The sequence below is a fragment of the Streptomyces sp. 71268 genome (assembly GCF_029392895.1).
Taxonomy (GTDB): domain Bacteria; phylum Actinomycetota; class Actinomycetes; order Streptomycetales; family Streptomycetaceae; genus Streptomyces.
Genome location: NZ_CP114200.1, coordinates 2015001 through 2032886, shown reverse-complemented (window position 1 = coordinate 2032886; position 17886 = coordinate 2015001). Strand labels below are relative to the sequence as shown.

The 17886-nt window shown below is 71.0% G+C and carries 12 protein-coding genes and 1 rRNA gene (1 of these 13 cut by a window edge); 10 read left to right on the top strand and 3 right to left on the bottom strand.

The window, feature by feature from the left end:
- Positions 1-65 precede the first annotated feature (65 nt).
- Positions 66-4046 (bottom strand): type VII secretion protein EccCa, encoded by a 3981-nt coding sequence (eccCa, locus tag OYE22_RS07375; RefSeq protein ID WP_277319657.1) that lies wholly within the window; start codon positions 4044-4046, stop codon positions 66-68.
- Between the two features lie 175 nt (positions 4047-4221).
- Here eccCa and eccD point away from each other — a divergent pair, with 175 nt between their 5' ends.
- From eccD to OYE22_RS07345, 6 genes are all read left to right on the top strand, one after another.
- On the top strand, positions 4222-5691 hold the full coding sequence (gene eccD, locus OYE22_RS07370) for a type VII secretion integral membrane protein EccD (protein WP_277319656.1): 1470 nt from the start codon (positions 4222-4224) through the stop codon (positions 5689-5691).
- 439 nt (positions 5692-6130) lie between these two features.
- On the top strand, positions 6131-6418 hold the full coding sequence (gene rpsO / locus OYE22_RS07365) for a 30S ribosomal protein S15 (RefSeq protein WP_277319654.1): 288 nt from the start codon (positions 6131-6133) through the stop codon (positions 6416-6418).
- Positions 6419-7094: 676 nt separating this feature from the next.
- Positions 7095-9311 carry a polyribonucleotide nucleotidyltransferase gene (locus OYE22_RS07360; RefSeq protein ID WP_277319653.1) on the top strand — a complete coding sequence of 739 codons (2217 nt, stop codon included), beginning with the start codon at positions 7095-7097 and terminating at the stop codon, positions 9309-9311.
- Positions 9311-10714 carry a pitrilysin family protein gene (locus tag OYE22_RS07355; protein WP_277319652.1) on the top strand — a complete coding sequence of 468 codons (1404 nt, stop codon included), beginning with the start codon at positions 9311-9313 and terminating at the stop codon, positions 10712-10714. Before OYE22_RS07360 ends, OYE22_RS07355 begins: the two co-directional genes overlap by 1 nt.
- Before the next feature lie 241 nt (positions 10715-10955).
- Positions 10956-11708 (top strand): 4-hydroxy-tetrahydrodipicolinate reductase, encoded by a 753-nt coding sequence (gene dapB, locus OYE22_RS07350; protein ID WP_277319651.1) that lies wholly within the window; start codon positions 10956-10958, stop codon positions 11706-11708.
- Between the two features lie 5 nt (positions 11709-11713).
- Positions 11714-12166: a tetratricopeptide repeat protein gene (locus OYE22_RS07345; protein ID WP_277319650.1), complete on the top strand. Its 453-nt coding sequence runs from the start codon at positions 11714-11716 to the stop codon at positions 12164-12166.
- A gap of 132 nt (positions 12167-12298) precedes the next feature.
- On the opposite strand, the gene OYE22_RS07340 is transcribed toward OYE22_RS07345, so the two are convergent.
- Positions 12299-12859, bottom strand: coding sequence for a hypothetical protein (locus OYE22_RS07340; protein ID WP_277319649.1), 561 nt, complete (start codon positions 12857-12859; stop codon positions 12299-12301).
- A 52-nt stretch (positions 12860-12911) separates the two neighbouring features.
- Positions 12912-13154, bottom strand: a complete 243-nt coding sequence (locus OYE22_RS07335; protein ID WP_277319648.1) for a hypothetical protein — start codon at positions 13152-13154, stop codon at positions 12912-12914.
- 281 nt (positions 13155-13435) lie between these two features.
- Between OYE22_RS07335 and thyX the strand changes: the two genes are divergently transcribed.
- The 4 genes from thyX to OYE22_RS07315 all read left to right on the top strand — a co-directional run.
- Positions 13436-14176: an FAD-dependent thymidylate synthase gene (gene thyX / locus OYE22_RS07330; RefSeq protein WP_277319647.1), complete on the top strand. Its 741-nt coding sequence runs from the start codon at positions 13436-13438 to the stop codon at positions 14174-14176.
- 287 nt (positions 14177-14463) lie between these two features.
- On the top strand, positions 14464-15363 hold the full coding sequence (dapA, locus tag OYE22_RS07325) for a 4-hydroxy-tetrahydrodipicolinate synthase (RefSeq protein ID WP_187086954.1): 900 nt from the start codon (positions 14464-14466) through the stop codon (positions 15361-15363).
- A 125-nt stretch (positions 15364-15488) separates the two neighbouring features.
- On the top strand, positions 15489-17174 hold the full coding sequence (locus OYE22_RS07320; RefSeq protein ID WP_277319646.1) for a ribonuclease J: 1686 nt from the start codon (positions 15489-15491) through the stop codon (positions 17172-17174).
- Positions 17175-17698: 524 nt separating this feature from the next.
- Positions 17699-17886, top strand: a 16S ribosomal RNA gene (locus OYE22_RS07315); it runs 1339 nt beyond the window's last position.

Genomic DNA, 17886 nt, shown 5'->3' with positions numbered 1-17886 from the left:
CCGGGCCTGTGCGCCACCGACCCAGTGCGGGGGCGGGGGCGGGCCCGTTCCCACCCCCACCCCCGTCAGTTCTCCGGCAACCAGCCCAGTTGCACCAGCGGCGTCCCACGACGCCGGGAGACGAACACGCCCCGGCCAGGAGGGAGGGCCCGGGGGCGGACGTTGCCCAGGACCTCGCCCTCGCCTCGGTCGCCGGAGAGGACGACGCCCTGGGCGCCGAGCTCCTTGATGCGCTGCATGAAGGGCTCGAAGGACGAACGGGACGCGCCGGCCGAGTTGCGGGCGATGATGAAGCGGATGCCGACGTCGCGCGCGAAGGGGAGATTCTCCGTGAGCACGGCGAGGGGGTTTCCGCTGCTGGTGGAGACGAGCTCGTAGTCGTCGATCAGGACGAACAACTGCGGACCCGACCACCAGCTACGGTCCCGCAACTGCTGCGGGGTCACGTCGGAGCGCGGCGCGCGGCGTTCCATCACGGTGTTGATGGCGTCCATGTGCGTCTGGAGCGCGGAGGCGACCGGCGCGTACTCCAACAGGTGCTCCGAGGGGATGGTCTCCAGAAGGGAGCGCCGGTAGTCGCCCACGACGATCTTCGCCTCGTCCGCCCCGTACCGCTCCGTGATCTGCTTCGCCATGAGGCGGAGCAGCGCCGTCTTGCCCGACTCGCTCTCGCCGAAGATGAGGAAGAACGGGTCGGTCTCGAAGTCGACGTACACCGGCTCCAGGTTGGTCTCGTCGATGCCGATGGCGATGCCGCGCTCGGGGAACTCGAAGCCCTTGGGCAGACGGTCGGAGGAGAGCCGGCGGGGCAGGAGGCGGACGGCGGGGGCGTGCGGGCCCGGCCAGTGCGTGCTGACGGCGCGCACCAGGTTCGCGGTGGCGTCGGAGAGGCCGTCCGGATCGCTGGCTGAGTCGACGCGCGGTTGCGCCGCCATGAAGTGCAGCTTCTCCGGTACCTGGCCGCGACCTGGCACCCCGGCCGGCACGTTGGCGGCCACCTTGCGATCGAACTCGGAGTCCAAGGAGTCGCCGAGGCGGAGTTCGAGGCGTCCCAGGAGCTGGTCCTTGAGGTTGGCCCGCAGCTCCATGTACCGCGAGGCGGTGATCACCATGTGCACGCCGTAGCCGAGGCCGCGGGCCGCGATGTCGGTCACGACGCCCTCCAGCATCTCGTACTCCTGCTTGAACGGCCCCCAGCCGTCGATCAACAGGAAGACATCGCCCCACGGCTGGTCGGGGAGGTGCCCGGCGGCGCGCTGGCGGCGGTAGGAGCCGATGCCGTCGATGCCGTTCGCCCGGAAGTACTCCTCGCGGCGCGCGAGCACGCCGGCGACCTCGGCGACCGTGCGCCGTACCCGCTCCGGGTCCAGGCGCGAGGCGACGCCGCCCACGTGTGGCAGGTCCGCGAGGGCGGACATGCCGCCGCCGCCGAAGTCGAGCCCGTAGAACTGCACCTCCTGCGGCGTGTGGGTGAGCGCGAACGAGGCGATCAGGGTGCGCAGCAGCGTGGACTTGCCGGACTGCGGGCCGCCGACGACCAGCATGTGCCCCGCGGCGCCGGAGAAGTCGCGGTACAGCACCTCGCGGCGCTGCTCGAAGGGCTTGTCGATGAGGCCGAGCGGGGCGACGAGGCCGCCCAGGCGCGTGTACTCGGGCGCGTGCAGGCCCCGCTCGGGGGAGGTGGACAGCCGCGGTAGCAACTGGTCGAGCGACGGCGCCTCGTCCAGCGGCGGCAGCCACACCTGGTGCGCCGGCTGCCCCTGCCCCTCCAGGCGGCGCACGATCACGTCGAGCACCGTGTCGACCATCGGGTCCTCGCCCGTGTGGGGCGCGGTCGCCGAGGTCCGCGGGTCCGGCAGGCCGTACGCGATGGGGACCGGCGCCGCCGTGAACACCACGGGGCGCCGCTCGATCGGCAGCGGACCACCGGGGGAGGCCGGCGCGCCCGTGCGGTACGCGCCGGAGACGTACGCCGCCTTGAAGCGGGTCATCTGCTCCGTGCCGAACTTCAGGTAGCCGGATCCGGGGACGGATGGCAGGTGGTACGCGTCCGGCACGCCGAGGGCCGTGCGGGACTCGGCGGCCGAGAAGGTACGCAGCCCGATCCGGTACGACAGATAGGTGTCCAGGCCCCGCAGCCGGCCCTCCTCCAGGCGCTGCGACGCCAGCAGCAGGTGCACGCCGAGCGAGCGGCCGATGCGGCCGATCTGGATGAACATGTCGATGAAGTCCGGCTTGGCGGTGAGGAGTTCGCTGAACTCGTCGATGACCAGGACCAGCGAGGCCAGCGGCTCCAGCGGGGCCCCGGCGGTGCGCGCCTTCTCGTAGTCGTGGATGTTGGCGAAGTTGCCGGCCGAACGCAGCAACTCCTGCCGGCGCTGGAGCTCGCCACGGATCGAGTCGCCCATCCGGTCGACCAGCGTGAGGTCGTCCGCCAGGTTGGTGATCACCGCGGAGACGTGCGGCATGCGGGACATGCCGGTGAAGGTGGCGCCGCCCTTGAAGTCGGCGAGGACGAAGTTGAGCGTCTCCGACGAGTGCGTCACCGCGAGCCCCAGCACCAGCGTGCGCAGCAGCTCCGACTTGCCGGAGCCGGTCGCGCCGACGCACAGCCCGTGCGGCCCCATGCCCTCCTGCGCGGCCTCCTTGAGGTCGAGCATCACCGGCTGGCCGTCCTCACCCACGCCGATCGGCACCCGCAGCCGCTCCGACTGGGTGCGCGGGCGCCAGGTGCGCGTGACGTCCACGGCGGCCGCGTCGCCGAGCCCCAGCAGGTCGGTGAAGTCCAGGTTGGCCAGCAGCGGCTCGTCGTCGTCCCCGCCGCCCATCCGCAGCGGGGCGAGCTGGCGGGCCAGGGCCTCCGCCGCCTCCGGCGACAGCGTGTCCGGCACGCCCTCGTACCGCACCCCGGTGCCGGAGTCCAGGGTCAGCCGGCCCGGGCGCACGTCCACCGACAGGCCGCCGCGCAGCTCGTCCAGCTCGCCGGAGACCACCTCGACGATGGTGACGCCCTGCAGCCCCTCGGGCGCCGCGAACACCGAGTCCGGCGGCACCACCCCGCCGTCGAGGACGATCACCAGGTGTGGCTGGTCGAGCAGGGGTTGGCCGTCGCGGTTGAACCGGGGCCGCCCGTCGAGCCGCCCGGCGAGCAGCTCCTCCAACTCGCCGAGGTCGTCGCCGAACAGCCGCTTCGAGCCCGCCCCGTCCACCGCCTGGGGCAGCTGCGCGTGCGGCAGCCACTTCGTCCAGTCCCAGCGCGGCACCGCGCCCGGCGCCGCCACCACCGCGACCAGCAGGTCCTCCGGCGAGTGCAGCGCCACCAACTGGGCCACCAGCGCCCGCGCCAGGCCGTGCGCCGAACGTGGCTCCCCCGAGACGGTCAGGTGGTAGAAGCGGCGCAGCGAGATGGCCATCGGCAGCCCGTCCAGCGCGCCGTGCACCGCCACGAACCGCTGCATGGCGCCGGCCGACAGCGGCTCCAGTTCGTCGACCGGCGCCGTGTCGGGGGTCACCAGCGGCGTGGCGAGCTGCTGTGCGCCGAGCCCGACCCGTACCTGCCCGAAGTCCGCGTCGCTGATCCGCCGCTCCCACACCCGGCTCGCCGCGTCACCGGACGGGCGCGCGCTCGCGTCCACCGTCAGGGACCACAACTGGTCCGGCGCGGGATGCAGGTAGAACTGGGCGTCACGCTGGGCCCGCGCGGTGCGCCGGATCTGGCGCCGGGTCTGGGCCAGGTACTTCAGGTAGTCCCGGCGCACGTCCGCCAACTGGCCCTGCGTGCCACGCCGGTAGCGCACGATCTGCGCTATCACCATGCCCACCGTGGAGACCAGCATCAGCGCGCCCATGATCCGCATGAACGGCGCCGCGCCCGGCATGAAGAAGAACACCACGGACGACCCCATGCCGAGCATCGGCAGGAGCTGCATCAGCACGCCCTCCTGCTGCCCGCGGGGCAGCTCGGGCGGCGGTTCGAGCCGCAGCTCGTCCGATGGCACCTCGGAAGGTAACGCGCGCGGCGGACGCTTGACGACGATCTGACTCACCGGTGCACCAATCCCCGTATTACGGCGGCGACTTCGGGAAATTCCGGACAGAAGCGCCCGTAGTGCCGGCTTCTCACCTCGTATGCGTGATCCTACTGACACGCTCTGACACCAAGGTAGGTAGGGTGACCGGGCGCGCACCTGTCCAACAGACGCCAAACAGAGGGGCACTCTGGTGAGTTCGACCGCAACGACCGGCTTCTGTCGGGTCACCGTCGTTGCTCCCGACAGCCGCATCGACGTCGCGCTGCCCGACGACATCGCGGTTGCCGACGTCTACCCCGAGATCCTTCGGCTGACCGGCCAGACCCAGCCTCCGGGCGCGCCCACCGGCTACCACCTGCTGCGCCGCGACGGCACCGTCCTCGACAGCGCCCGCTCGCTCGCGGCGCAGCGCGTCCTCGACGGCGAGCTGCTCAGCCTGCGCCCGTTCGCGGACTCCCTGCCGCCGACCGTCTTCGACGACGTGTCCGACGCCGTGGCCACCGCCGTCACCCGCGACCGGCACCTGTGGCGCGAGGACATGCTGCGCGGCGCCGGTCTGGTGGGCGGAGTGCTGCTGATCGTCCTGATGGCCCTCGTGCTCTGGTACGCCGACCCCGACCGGCACTCCATGCACGGCCTGCCCGGCATCGTCGCCGGCGTCGCCGCGGTGCTGCTGACGGCGCTGGCCGGGGTGCGGGCCCGGGTGTACGACGACCGCCCGTCGGCTATCGCGCTGGGGCTCGGCGCCATGCCACACCTGTTGGTCGCCGGCTCCGGGATCATCGAGGCGGACCCGGGCGCGGAGCCCGGGCGGTTGCAGTTCCTGCTCGGTTGCGTCTGCGTCCTGGTGGCGTCCGTCCTGCTCGTGGCGCTCACGCCCGACGGTGACGCGCCGTTCGTCGCCACGGCCTTCGCCGCGACCATCGGGACGCTCGCCACGTTCTGCGCCATCCTCGCCGACGCCAGCGCCACCGACGCCGCCGCGGTCTGCGCGCCGGTCGCGATCGGCACCCTGGCCTTCCTGCCCGGGCTCTCCACCCGCTTCGCGCGGCTGCCGATCGGCTACGCGTCGCCGTACAGCGCGACCAGCGTGGACTTCGACGCCGACCCCGACGACCCGCCGTCTCCCGACCCGATCGACGCCGAACGCATCGCGGCGCAGGCGCGGCGCGGGCACGAGATGCTGCTCGGCCTGGTCGGCGGATGCAGCGTGGTCGTGATCGGCGCGGCGGCGGTGCTGGGCTTCTCGGACTCGGTGTGGGGCCAGATACTCGCCCTGACCACCGGCCTGGCCATGCTGCTGCGGGCCAGGCTCTTCCGCTACACCTCGCAGGTCGCCAGCGTCCTCGTCGCGGGGATCGCGGCCATCGGCCTCCTCGTGCTCGGGCTCGCGCTGCACGCCCCCGACCACCTGCGGGCGGAGCTGCTGGGCGGCGACCGGACCGGGATGGACGTACGCACCGTGTGGCTGGTGGGCGCCATCGCCGCCGGAGCGGCGCTGATCGTCGCGCTCGGCCTGATCATCCCGAAGAAGGGGCTGACCCCCTTCTGGGGCCGCGTCTCGGACCTGGCGGAGGGCGCGCTGCTGCTCTCGCTGGTGCCGCTGTGCCTGGCCGTCCTCGACGTCTACTCCTCGGCGCGGAGCATGACGAGCGGCTGACCACCGGCTGGACGCGCCCCGAGGCTCCGTACCCTGTAGTCCGCCGCCCCGCGAGGCTGGCCCCGTGCCCCGTGCCCCGCGCCCCGTGCCCCGCGAGGCGCGCTCCCTGGCGCTGACCCCGTGCCCCGTACGTCCAGCCCCGCGCTCCGCGAGACCGGCCCCGTGCCCCACGGCGTCCCGCCCGTAAGTCCACCCGGCTCACCCGGCCCACCCGGCCGGCCCACGGCGGAGCGGTGAGGCCCCGGCGCGGCCCGTGGGTCGCCCGCGGTGAGGGCTCACCCGCATGGCTGGTACGCTGTGTGACGGCCGTGTGTGTACGCGCTTCCGGAGGCTCTGGAAGCTGCGCTCAGCGGACCCCGCCTTCCGAGTCATGGAAGCTCCCCCGCGAATGAGACCGGGGGCACTCGGTGGCCAAACGAGAATCCTTGAAGGAGTATGCGTGTCGCTCGACGCCGCAACGAAGAAGCAGATCATGGCCGAGTTCGCCACCAAGGAGGGTGACACCGGCTCCCCCGAGGTCCAGGTGGCCATGCTCTCGCGTCGCATCTCGGACCTGACCGAGCACCTCAAGACGCACAAGCACGACCACCACTCCCGCCGTGGTCTGCTGCTCCTGGTCGGTCAGCGCCGCCGCCTGCTGCAGTACCTGGCGAAGAAGGACATCGCGCGCTTCCGCGTGCTCGTCGAGCGCCTCGGCATCCGCCGTGGTGCGGCGGGCGCCAAGTAACACGCCGTGGAGGGAGCGGTTCCCACACCTGGGAGCCGCTCCTTTGCCGTACGGGCACCGGCCCCGCTCGCCAGCCGCACACACAGCGGCCGAAGGGGTCCTCGTACGACCACGGGCCCGCACCGTGCGGTGCGCGGGCCCGCGACGCGCGGCAGACACCGGATCGCGCCCCCGTGCCGACCGCCTGTCGCGAAAGACCGCACCCCGTCGCCCCGATCGGGCGACAGACCCGGCGCCCGGCGCTCGCCTCGCGCCCGCACCGTCCGCCACACGGTCGCCCGCCCGGCCACCGCGGGCGCCGCACCCCGGTCGTCCGTAGCGCGCAGAGCGCCCGCGGGCGAGCCGGACAGCACGCGGCGCGTGTGCCTCATCCGGGGCCCACGCACCCGGCAGGGCCGCGACGTCGCGGCCCCGGGACAGACGTCTCAGCCGTCGTGGCGGCGGCTGAAGGTTTGTAGTCTGGTCCCATAACGCCATAACGAACGAGGGGGAGCGCCCTCTTCCCGCCGAATCGAGGCCGCAGGCGCCGGTCCTCGGTAGTGGCTCCCGGAACTGGCAATTCCGGTAGCTTCGATCGAAGACCGGCCCGGCCGCCGGACCCAGCGGCAGACCGAGCGCTCCTCCGCCAACGTCCCCCGTCACACGGACGAGGGACGCAGACGAGGAGATTTTCCTGGTGGAGAACGAGACCCACTACGCCGAGGCCGTCATCGACAACGGCAGCTTCGGCACCCGCACCATCCGCTTCGAGACGGGCCGTCTGGCCCGCCAGGCCGCCGGCTCCGCCGTGGCCTACCTGGACGACGACACCATGGTGCTGTCGGCCACCACCGCCTCGAAGAACCCGAAGGACCAGCTCGACTTCTTCCCGCTGACGGTGGACGTCGAGGAGCGGATGTACGCAGCCGGCAAGATCCCCGGCTCCTTCTTCCGTCGTGAGGGCCGCCCCTCCGAGGACGCGATCCTCACCTGCCGCCTGATCGACCGCCCGCTGCGCCCCTCCTTCAAGAAGGGCCTGCGCAACGAGATCCAGATCGTCGAGACGATCATGGCGCTCAACCCCGACCACCTGTACGACGTGGTCGCCATCAACGCCGCCTCCTGCTCCACGCAGCTCGCTGGCCTGCCCTTCTCCGGCCCGATCGGCGGCACCCGGGTCGCGCTGATCAACGGCCAGTGGGTCGCCTTCCCGACCCACACGGAGCTGGAGAACGCCGTCTTCGACATGGTCGTCGCCGGTCGCGTCCTGGACGACGGCGACGTCGCGATCATGATGGTCGAGGCCGAGGCCACCGAGAAGACCATCCAGCTCGTCAAGGACGGCGCCGACGCTCCCACCGAGGAGGTCGTGGCCGCCGGCCTCGAGGCCGCCAAGCCGTTCATCAAGGCGCTCTGCCAGGCCCAGGCCGAGCTGGCCGCCAAGGCCGCGAAGCCGACCGGCGAGTTCCCGGTCTTCCTCGACTACCAGGACGACGTCCTGGAGGCGCTGACCGCGGCCGTGCGCACCGAGCTGGCCCAGGCGCTGACCATCGCCGGCAAGCAGGAGCGCGAGAGCGAGCTGGACCGCGTCAAGGCGCTCGCCGCCGAGAAGCTGCTGCCGGAGTTCGAGGGCCGCGAGAAGGAGATCTCCGCCGCGTACCGTTCGCTGACCAAGACCCTGGTCCGTGAGCGCGTCATCAAGGAGAAGAAGCGCATCGACGGCCGCGGCGTCACGGACATCCGTACGCTCGCCGCCGAGGTCGAGGCGATCCCGCGGGTGCACGGCTCGGCCCTGTTCGAGCGCGGCGAGACCCAGATCCTGGGCGTCACCACGCTGAACATGCTCCGCATGGAGCAGCAGCTCGACACGTTGTCGCCGGTGACGCGCAAGCGCTACATGCACAACTACAACTTCCCGCCGTACTCCACCGGTGAGACCGGCCGCGTGGGCTCGCCCAAGCGCCGCGAGATCGGCCACGGCGCGCTCGCCGAGCGCGCCCTGATGCCGGTGCTGCCGACGCGCGAGGAGTTCCCGTACGCGATCCGTCAGGTCTCCGAGGCGCTGGGCTCCAACGGCTCGACCTCGATGGGCTCGGTCTGCGCGTCCACGATGTCGCTGCTGAACGCCGGTGTGCCGCTCAAGGCCCCGGTCGCCGGCATCGCCATGGGCCTGATCTCGCAGGAGATCGACGGCAAGACGCACTACGTCACCCTCACCGACATCCTCGGTGCGGAGGACGCGTTCGGTGACATGGACTTCAAGGTCGCGGGCACCAAGACCTTCGTCACCGCGCTGCAGCTCGACACCAAGCTCGACGGCATCCCCGCCTCCGTGCTGGCCGCCGCGCTCAAGCAGGCCCGGGACGCCCGGCTGCACATCCTCGACGTGATGAACGAGGCCATCGACGTTCCGGACGAGATGTCCCCGAACGCGCCGCGGATCATCACCGTCAAGATCCCGGTGGACAAGATCGGTGAGGTCATCGGCCCCAAGGGCAAGATGATCAACCAGATCCAGGAGGACACCGGCGCCGACATCACGATCGAGGACGACGGCACCATCTACATCGGTGCCGCCGACGGCCCGGCCGCCGAGGCCGCGCGCGCCACGATCAACGGCATCGCCAACCCGACCATGCCGGAGGTCGGCGAGCGCTACCTGGGCACGGTCGTCAAGACCACGACCTTCGGCGCGTTCGTCTCCCTGCTCCCGGGCAAGGACGGCCTGCTGCACATCTCGCAGATCCGCAAGCTCGCCGGTGGCAAGCGCGTGGAGAACGTCGAGGACGTGCTCGCGGTGGGCGCCAAGGTGCAGGTCGAGATCGCCGAGATCGACCAGCGCGGCAAGCTCTCCCTGATCCCCGTGATCGAGGGCGAGGACGGCGACGACCAGAAGGACGAAGCCGCCCAGTGATGCCGCTTTCCCCTTCGGGCGGATCGCACCGCGCGACGGCCCGCCCCTCCATCGAGGGGCGGGCCGTCGCCCGTACCCGGTCCACCACCAAGACGCTTCTCCAGGGCGAGAACGGCATCGGTACGGTGCGCCGCACCACCCTCCCCGGGGGGTTGCGCGTGGTCACCGAGACCCTGCCGTCCGTCAGGTCGGCCACCTTCGGGATCTGGGCCCACGTCGGCTCCCGGGACGAGACGCCGGCGCTCGGCGGTGCCACCCACTACCTGGAGCACCTGCTCTTCAAGGGCACCGAGCGGCGCAGCGCGCTGGACATCTCGGCCGCGATCGACGCGGTCGGCGGTGAGATGAACGCGTTCACGGCCAAGGAGTACACCTGCTACTACGCGCGGGTGCTCGACTCGGACCTGCCGCTGGCCATAGACGTCGTGTGCGACATGCTGACCAGCTCGCTGATCGAACCGGGGGACGTGGACGCCGAGCGCGGCGTCATCCTCGAAGAGATCGCCATGACCGAGGACGACCCGGGCGACTGCGTGCACGATCTGTTCGCGCAGACGATGTTCGGCGACACCCCGCTGGGCCGCCCCGTCCTCGGCACCGTGGACACCGTCAACGCGCTGACGGCCGACCGCATCCGGCGGTTCTACCGCAAGCACTACGACCCCACCCACCTCGTCGTCGCCGCCGCGGGCAACGTGGACCACGCCCGCGTCGTACGGCAGGTCCGGGCGGCCTTCGACCGGGCCGGGGCGCTGGAGCGGGAGGACGTGACGCCGGTGGCGCCGCGCGGCGGCAGCCGGGCGATCCGCACCGCCGGCCGCGTGGACCTGATCGGCCGCAAGACCGAGCAGGCGCACATCGTGCTCGGCATGCCCGGCATCGCCCGCACCGACGACCGCCGCTGGGCGCTCGGCGTGCTGAACACGGCGCTCGGCGGCGGCATGAGTTCGCGCCTGTTCCAGGAGGTACGGGAGAAGCGCGGCCTGGCGTACAGCGTGTACTCCTACACCTCCGGCTTCGCCGACTGCGGGCTGTTCGGGGTGTACGCGGGCTGCCGCCCGAGCCAGGTGCACGACGTGCTGCGGATCTGCCGCGACGAACTCGACCAGGTCGCCGACAAGGGCCTGAGCGACGAGGAGCTGCGGCGGGCCATCGGCCAGCTCTCCGGCTCCACGGTGCTGGGCCTGGAGGACACCGGCGCGCTGATGAACCGCATCGGCAAGAGCGAGCTGTGCTGGGGCGACCAGATGTCGGTCGACGACATGCTGGCGCGGATCGCGGCCGTCACCGCGGACGACGTGCGCGAGATCGCCCGCACGGTGTTGGGGCAGCGCCCCTCGCTGTCGGTGATCGGCCCGCTGAAGGACAGGCAGGCCAGTCGCCTGGACGAGGCGGTCGCCTGACCGTCCCGCTCCGTGCGGCTCACGCCGTGCGCCCCGCCCCGTGTCGCCCGCACCGTCCGGTCCGGGCCGCACGGGGCGGCGGGGCGCCCGCTCCGTGCCCCGTGCCCCGTGCCCCGTAGGACGGTGCCGGGCCCCCGGCGGACGGCGCCCCGCGCACCGCGCGCCGGCGCCCCGTGCGAGAGTGCCCCGTGAGCATCGACCCCGCCCTCCCACCCGTTTGAGCGAAGGAAAGCCACAGACCATGAGCAAGCTGCGCGTAGCCGTGATCGGAGCGGGGGGCCGCATCGGCTCCGAGGCCGTACGAGCGGTGCAGGCGGCCGACGACCTGGAGCTGGTCGCGACCCTGGGCCGCGGCGACCGCCTGGAGTCGCTGACCGAGGCCGGCGCCCAGGTCGCGGTCGAGCTGACCCACCCGGACGCCGTCATGGACAACCTGGAGTTCTGCGTACGCAACGGTATCCACGGCGTCGTCGGCACCACCGGCTGGACCGACGAGCGGCTGGGCCAGCTCCGCACGTGGCTGGAGGCGGCGCCCGGCACCGGGACGCTCATCGCGCCGAACTTCTCCATCGGCGCCGTGCTCACCATGCGCTTCGCCCAGCAGGCGGCCCGCTTCTTCGAGTCCGTCGAGGTCATCGAGCTGCACCACCCGAACAAGGCCGACGCCCCGTCCGGCACCGCCACCCGCACCGCGCAGCTCATCGCGGCCGCGCGCCGGGAGGCGGGCAGCGCGCCGCAGCCCGACGCGACGAGCACCGCGCTGGAGGGCGCGCGCGGCGCCGACGTGGACGGCGTACGGGTGCACTCCGTACGGTTGCGTGGGCTGCTCGCCCACCAGGAGGTCCTGTTGGGCGGCGCCGGGGAGACCCTCACGCTGCGGCACGACTCCCTGCACCACAGCTCGTTCATGCCGGGCATTCTGCTCGGTGTGCGGCGCGTGGTGACGGTGCCGGGCCTGACCTTCGGGCTGGAACACTTCCTGGATCTGGACTGAGAACAGTGCGCGCAAAGATCACCTACTTCACCCTCGCCGCCGTCCTGATCGTCTACTTCGTGCTCGTCGGCAGCCGCGGCGTGCTGCTGATCCAGCAGGGCACGTTGCTGACCATCGCGTTCGGGGTAGGTGTGCTCGTGCTGCCGCTCATCGGCGCCTGGTTCCTGTGGCAGAGCACGAAGTTCGCCCGCAACGCCGGCCGGCTGGCCAGGACGCTCGAGGCGGAGGGGGCGCTGCCGGTCGACGAGCTGGTGCGCACGCCCAGCGGTCGGATCGACCGGGACTCGGCGGACGCGGTCTTCGAGCGGCGTCGCGCGGAGGCGGAGGCGGCCCCGGACGACTGGCGCGCGTGGTTCCGGCTGGCGATCGCCTACCACGACGCCCGGGACACCCCGAGGGCCCGCAAGGCGATGCAGCGCGCCATCAACCTGTACGACGGCGAGCCGGTACGGGGCTGACCGCCACGGGCCGGGGGACCGGCAGCCGGCGCTCCGCGGCGGTGGCCCGTACGCCGATCTCACGCGCCCCGCGCACGCCCGCCCGCGTGGGGCGCGTGCGCGGGGCGCCGCTGTCGACGGGGTCCTGTGTCGTCAGGGGCGTGGCGAGGCGTGTTCCGCCGCCCACGCCTCGACCGCGTCGGCCGCCCGGTCGAAGGCCGGCCCGCGGCCGAGGAAGTCGCTGTTGTGGTCGGTGACCAGCGCGCGCGGCACGGCACCCCGCGTGGTGGTGATGACCAGGGCCTGTCCCTGCACGGTGCGCGGCAGGCCGAGCAGCTTCACCGGCTGCTGCCTGGTGCGCACGCTGGCCACCTGCGACCAGGGCAGCGTCGAGGTGGACAGGAAGCTCGTGAGCCGCAGCCCGTGCTGGCTCACCCAGACGCCCATCCGTAGCAGCCGCAGCGCGCCGGTGATCACGACGGCGGCGACGGCGGCGCACGTGGCCGCGCCCGTGGCGGAGCCCGCCATCGCGATGACCATGGCCGACAGCAGGACGAACGAGGCCAGCAACAGGAACACCGCGGCCAGTCCCACCCGCCAGGGCCCCGGCCGGTAGGGGCGGCGCCACTGCTCGCGGCCCTCGTGCGGCAACGGCGGCGGGCCGGCCGCGGCGTCGTCGAACTCGCGGTCGGCAGTCAGAATGGTCAAAGGCACGGGCCCGTCCTCACTCACCAGCACACTCGGCTGTGCGGGGGTGAGGCTACCGTCAGCGCCCGTCGGCCGCCTCAGCGCTCGGTATCTGACGGGTCGGGTGCGACTGGGTGTCCAGCGACGGCAGCCCGAACAGCAGCGCGCCCACGAAGCCCGCCGCGATGGTCAGCCCGATGAGCGCCCGACCGGCTATCTGCCCCCGGGTGGACGGCGCCTTGGGCGGCGGCTCCACATTGCTGCGGAAACGGTCGGCCTCCGCCACGAAGGCGAACGGCACGGACTCTCGCCGTCGGAACATACGGACGCTCTCCTCGGGTCTCGGGCCGCGTGCGGATCAGGCGGGAACCGGCTGGGGCGACGGGCCAGGTGTACGGAGAACGTCTGAGCTGCCCCGAACATGCCCGTTTTCGACTGCTTAGGGGAAAAAATATCAACTGCCATGCCCGGCTCCGCCATCGGGGTCCGTTTTGTCTCGCAAGGCGAGGGCGGGGCGTACGAGGCGAGGGGCGCGCGGACGGGCCCGTAAGCTGGGCGCCGCCCCGAGCGTGACGCGAAACGATGCGACTGGAAGGACCCTCAGTGACCGACACCGCCGCCGAGAGCACCACGGCGAGCTTCCGCAGTGACATGACCGTCGAGCTGGTCAAGCACAGCGCCGCCGACTCCGATGTGCTGTGGGCCGCCCGCGTCTCCACGGCGGGCGAGCAGTCCCTGGACGAGCTGACCAAGGACCCCGAGCGCTCCAAGGGCCTGATCAACTTCCTGATGCGGGACCGGCACGGCAGCCCCTTCGAGCACAACTCGATGACCTTCTTCATCAGCGCCCCGATCCTCGTCTTCCGTGAGTTCATGCGGCACCGCGTCGGCTGGTCCTACAACGAGGAGTCCGGCCGCTACCGCGAGCTGCAGCCCGTCTTCTACATCCCGAACGAGTCGCGCAAGCTCGTACAGGAGGGCCGCCCGGGCAAGTACCGGTTCGTCGAGGGCACCCGGGCGCAGCAGGAGCTGACGGGCAAGGTCATGGAGGACGCGTACGTCCACGCGTACGAGGCGTACCAGGAGATGCTGGACGCCGGCGTCGCCCGCGAGGTGGCCCGCTCCGTACTGCCGGTCGGCCTCTACTCCTCGATGTACGCGACGTGCAACGCCCGCTCCCTGATGCACTTCCTCGGCCTGCGCACGCAGCACGAGCAGGCGGCCGTGCCCTCGTTCCCGCAGCGGGAGATCGAGATGGTGGGCGAGCTGATGGAGGCGGAGTGGGCCCGGCTGATGCCGCTCACCCACGCGGCGTTCAACGCCAACGGACGCGTCGCCCCGTAACCCCGCGCCGCCCGCCCGGGCGCCCCACGCACCCCGTACACGCAGCGCGTGCTGGCCTCGCCTCCTGCTAACTGTCCAGATTGCGGCATTTAAGGGACTTCATCTAGGCTGACGAATGGGCCCGGCACTGTCTGAACCCCCGAGCAGGCAGTGCCGGTGCCTTCCGCTTCGCCGCTCGCCCACGGCCCGTCCGTAGCCCGGTGAAGCCGCACTTCGTGCCGGTTTGTCCGACACCGATACTCACCCGAGGGAGCGTGCGGGGGCGTGCTGCGAGTAGCGTGGTGCCCATGGCTCCGACTTCCACATCGCAGACCCCCTTCGGGCGCGTGCTGACCGCCATGGTCTCGCCGTTCACGGCTGACGGCGCGCTCGATCTCGACGGCGCCCAGCGACTTGCCGCCCACCTCGTGGACGCGGGCAACGACGGGTTGATCATCAACGGCACCACCGGCGAGTCGCCGACCACCAGCGATGCGGAGAAAGCCGACCTCGTACGGGCCGTCGTCGAGGCGGTCGGCGACCGCGCCCACATCGTGGCCGGAGCCAGCACCAACGACACCCGGCACAGCATCGAACTGGCCCGCGCCGCCGCGGCGGCCGGTGCGCACGGCCTGCTCGCCGTCACGCCGTACTACAGCAAGCCCCCGCAGGAGGGCCTGCTCCGGCACTTCACGGCCATCGCCGACGCCACCGAACTGCCCGTGATGCTCTACGACATCCCCGGCCGCAGCGGCGTCCCGATCAGCACCGAGACCATCGTGCGGCTCGCCGAGCACCCGCGCATCGTCGCCAACAAGGACGCCAAGGGCGACCTCGGGCGGGCGAGCTGGGCCATCGCCCGCTCGCGGCTGGCCTGGTACTCCGGCGACGACATGCTGAACCTCCCGCTGTTGTCGGTCGGCGCCGTCGGCTTCGTCTCCGTCGTCGGGCACCTGGTCAGCCCCGAGCTGCGCGCCCTCCTCGACGCGCACCTGACCGGCGACGTGGCCAAGGCGGCCGAGATCCACCAGAAGCTGCTCCCGGTCTTCACCGGCATGTTCCGCACCCAGGGCGTCATCACGACCAAAGCCGCGCTCGCCCTCCAGGGCCTGCCCGCAGGCCCGCTCCGGCTGCCCCTCGTCGAGCTGTCCGCGGACGAGACCGAGCAGCTCAAGCGAGATCTTGCCGCCGGCGGGGTACAGCTCTAACCACGGACTTCACAACCGAATACCGACCCATTTGCAAGTGCACGAATGACACCCGCGCCACGTGCCTCCCTGCCCCGCTCCCGGCGGAGCAGGGGACATGTGGCGCGCGTGGTAAGGAGAGTCTTTTGAGTCATCCGCACCCAGAACTCGGTCCTCCGCCGAAGCTCCCCAAGGGCGGCCTGCGCGTCACCCCGTTGGGCGGCCTGGGCGAGATCGGCCGCAACATGACGGTCTTCGAGTACGACGGACGGCTGCTGATCGTCGACTGCGGAGTGCTCTTCCCCGAGGAGGAGCAGCCCGGAGTTGACCTGATCCTGCCGGACTTCACGTCCATCCGAAACCGGCTCGGCGACATCGACGGCATCGTGCTCACCCACGGCCACGAGGACCACATCGGTGGCGTGCCGTACCTGCTCCGCGAGAAGCCGGACATCCCGCTCATCGGCTCCAAGCTGACGCTCGCCCTGATCGAGGCGAAGCTCCAGGAGCACCGCATCCGGCCCTACACGCTGGAGGTCACGGAGGGGCACCGCGAGCGTATCGGCCCCTTCGACTGCCAGTTCGTCGCGGTCAACCACTCGATCCCGGACGCCCTCGCGGTCGCCATCCGCACCCCGGCCGGCATGGCCGTGCACACCGGCGACTTCAAGATGGACCAACTGCCGCTGGACGGTCGCCTCACCGACCTGCCCTCCTTCGCCAAGCTCGGCGAGGAGGGCATCGACCTGCTGTTGTCGGACTCCACCAACGCCGAGGTCCCCGGCTTCGTGGCGCCGGAGCGCGACATCTCCAACGTGCTGCGCCAGGTCTTCGCCAGCGCCGACCGCCGCATCATCGTGGCGAGCTTCGCCAGTCACGTGCACCGCATCCAGCAGATCCTGGACGCGGCACACGAGTACGGACGCCGCGTGGCCTTCGTCGGCCGCTCCATGGTCCGCAACATGGGCATCGCCCGTGACCTGGGCTATCTGCGCGTACCGCCGGGGCTCGTGGTGGACGTACGCACCCTGGACGACCTCCCGGAGCACGAGATCGTGCTGGTGTGCACGGGCTCGCAGGGCGAACCGATGGCCGCGCTGTCCCGGATGGCCAACCGCGACCACCAGATCCGCATCGTGCAGGGCGACACCGTCATCCTCGCCTCGTCGCTGATCCCGGGCAACGAGAACGCGGTGTACCGGGTGATCAACGGCCTCACCAGATGGGGCGCCAACGTCGTGCACAAGGGCAACGCCAAGGTGCACGTCTCGGGCCACGCGTCGGCCGGCGAGCTGCTGTACTTCTACAACATCTGCAAGCCGCGCAACCTGATGCCGGTCCACGGCGAATGGCGCCACCTCCGGGCCAACGCCGAACTCGGCGCCCTGACCGGCGTGCCCAAGGACCGGGTGGTCATCGCCGAGGACGGCGTGGTGGTCGACCTGGTCGACGGCATCGCCAAGATCTCCGGCAAGGTCCAGGCGGGATACGTGTACGTGGACGGCCTCTCGGTAGGCGACGTCACGGAATCCTCCCTCAAGGACCGCCGCATCCTCGGGGACGAGGGCATCATCTCCGTCTTCGTGGTGGTGGACAGCACGACGGGCAAGATTGTCGGCGGCCCGCACATCCAGGGCCGGGGCACCGGCATCGACGACGCCGCCTTCGTGGCGGTGACCCCGAAGATCGAGGATTCGCTGGCCAAGGCCGCGGCCGACGGCGTCGGCGAGCCCCATCAGCTCCAGCAGCTGGTGCGCCGGGCGATCGGCAAGTGGGTCTCCGAGAGCTACCGCCGCCGACCGATGATCCTCCCGGTCGTCGTCGAGGTCTGACACTCCCTCACGTACGTGGACGGCTGCGGCCGGAGCCGATTTGCCTCCAACCGCAGCCGTCCAGTACGTTTACGGCTCCACCGGATCGGGAACCCGTCGCCGTTGTGCGCACGGAAGGGACCGAAGCGGGTGGGAATTCGACTCAGAGAAATCTGGTAAAGTCGAAATCACGCCGAAAGGCAAAGGCTCTCCAACGGCCATCGGAAACAAATTCCAGTCGAAAATGACCGGGAAAAGGATCTGGTAAGGTTGGAAACACCGAAGGGAAGCGCCCGGAGGGCCCGGTGAAACGGGACCGAAGGAAGCGTCCGTTCCTTGAGAACTCAACAGCGTGCCAAAAGTCAACGCCGAATATGTTGATACCCCGTCTCCCACACATTGTGGGGGCGAGGTTCCTTTGAAAAGTCCTCCCGATCCTGTGATGGGGTTGGGGGGCGACACAGCGAGGACGCTGTGAACACTGATCTTATTCCGGTCGGTGTTCCGCTCTTATCGTGTGTGTTTGCCGGGATATCCCGGAGGCATTCATGGAGAGTTTGATCCTGGCTCAGGACGAACGCTGGCGGCGTGCTTAACACATGCAAGTCGAACGATGAAGCCGCTTCGGTGGTGGATTAGTGGCGAACGGGTGAGTAACACGTGGGCAATCTGCCCTGCACTCTGGGACAAGCCCTGGAAACGGGGTCTAATACCGGATATGACTACCGATCGC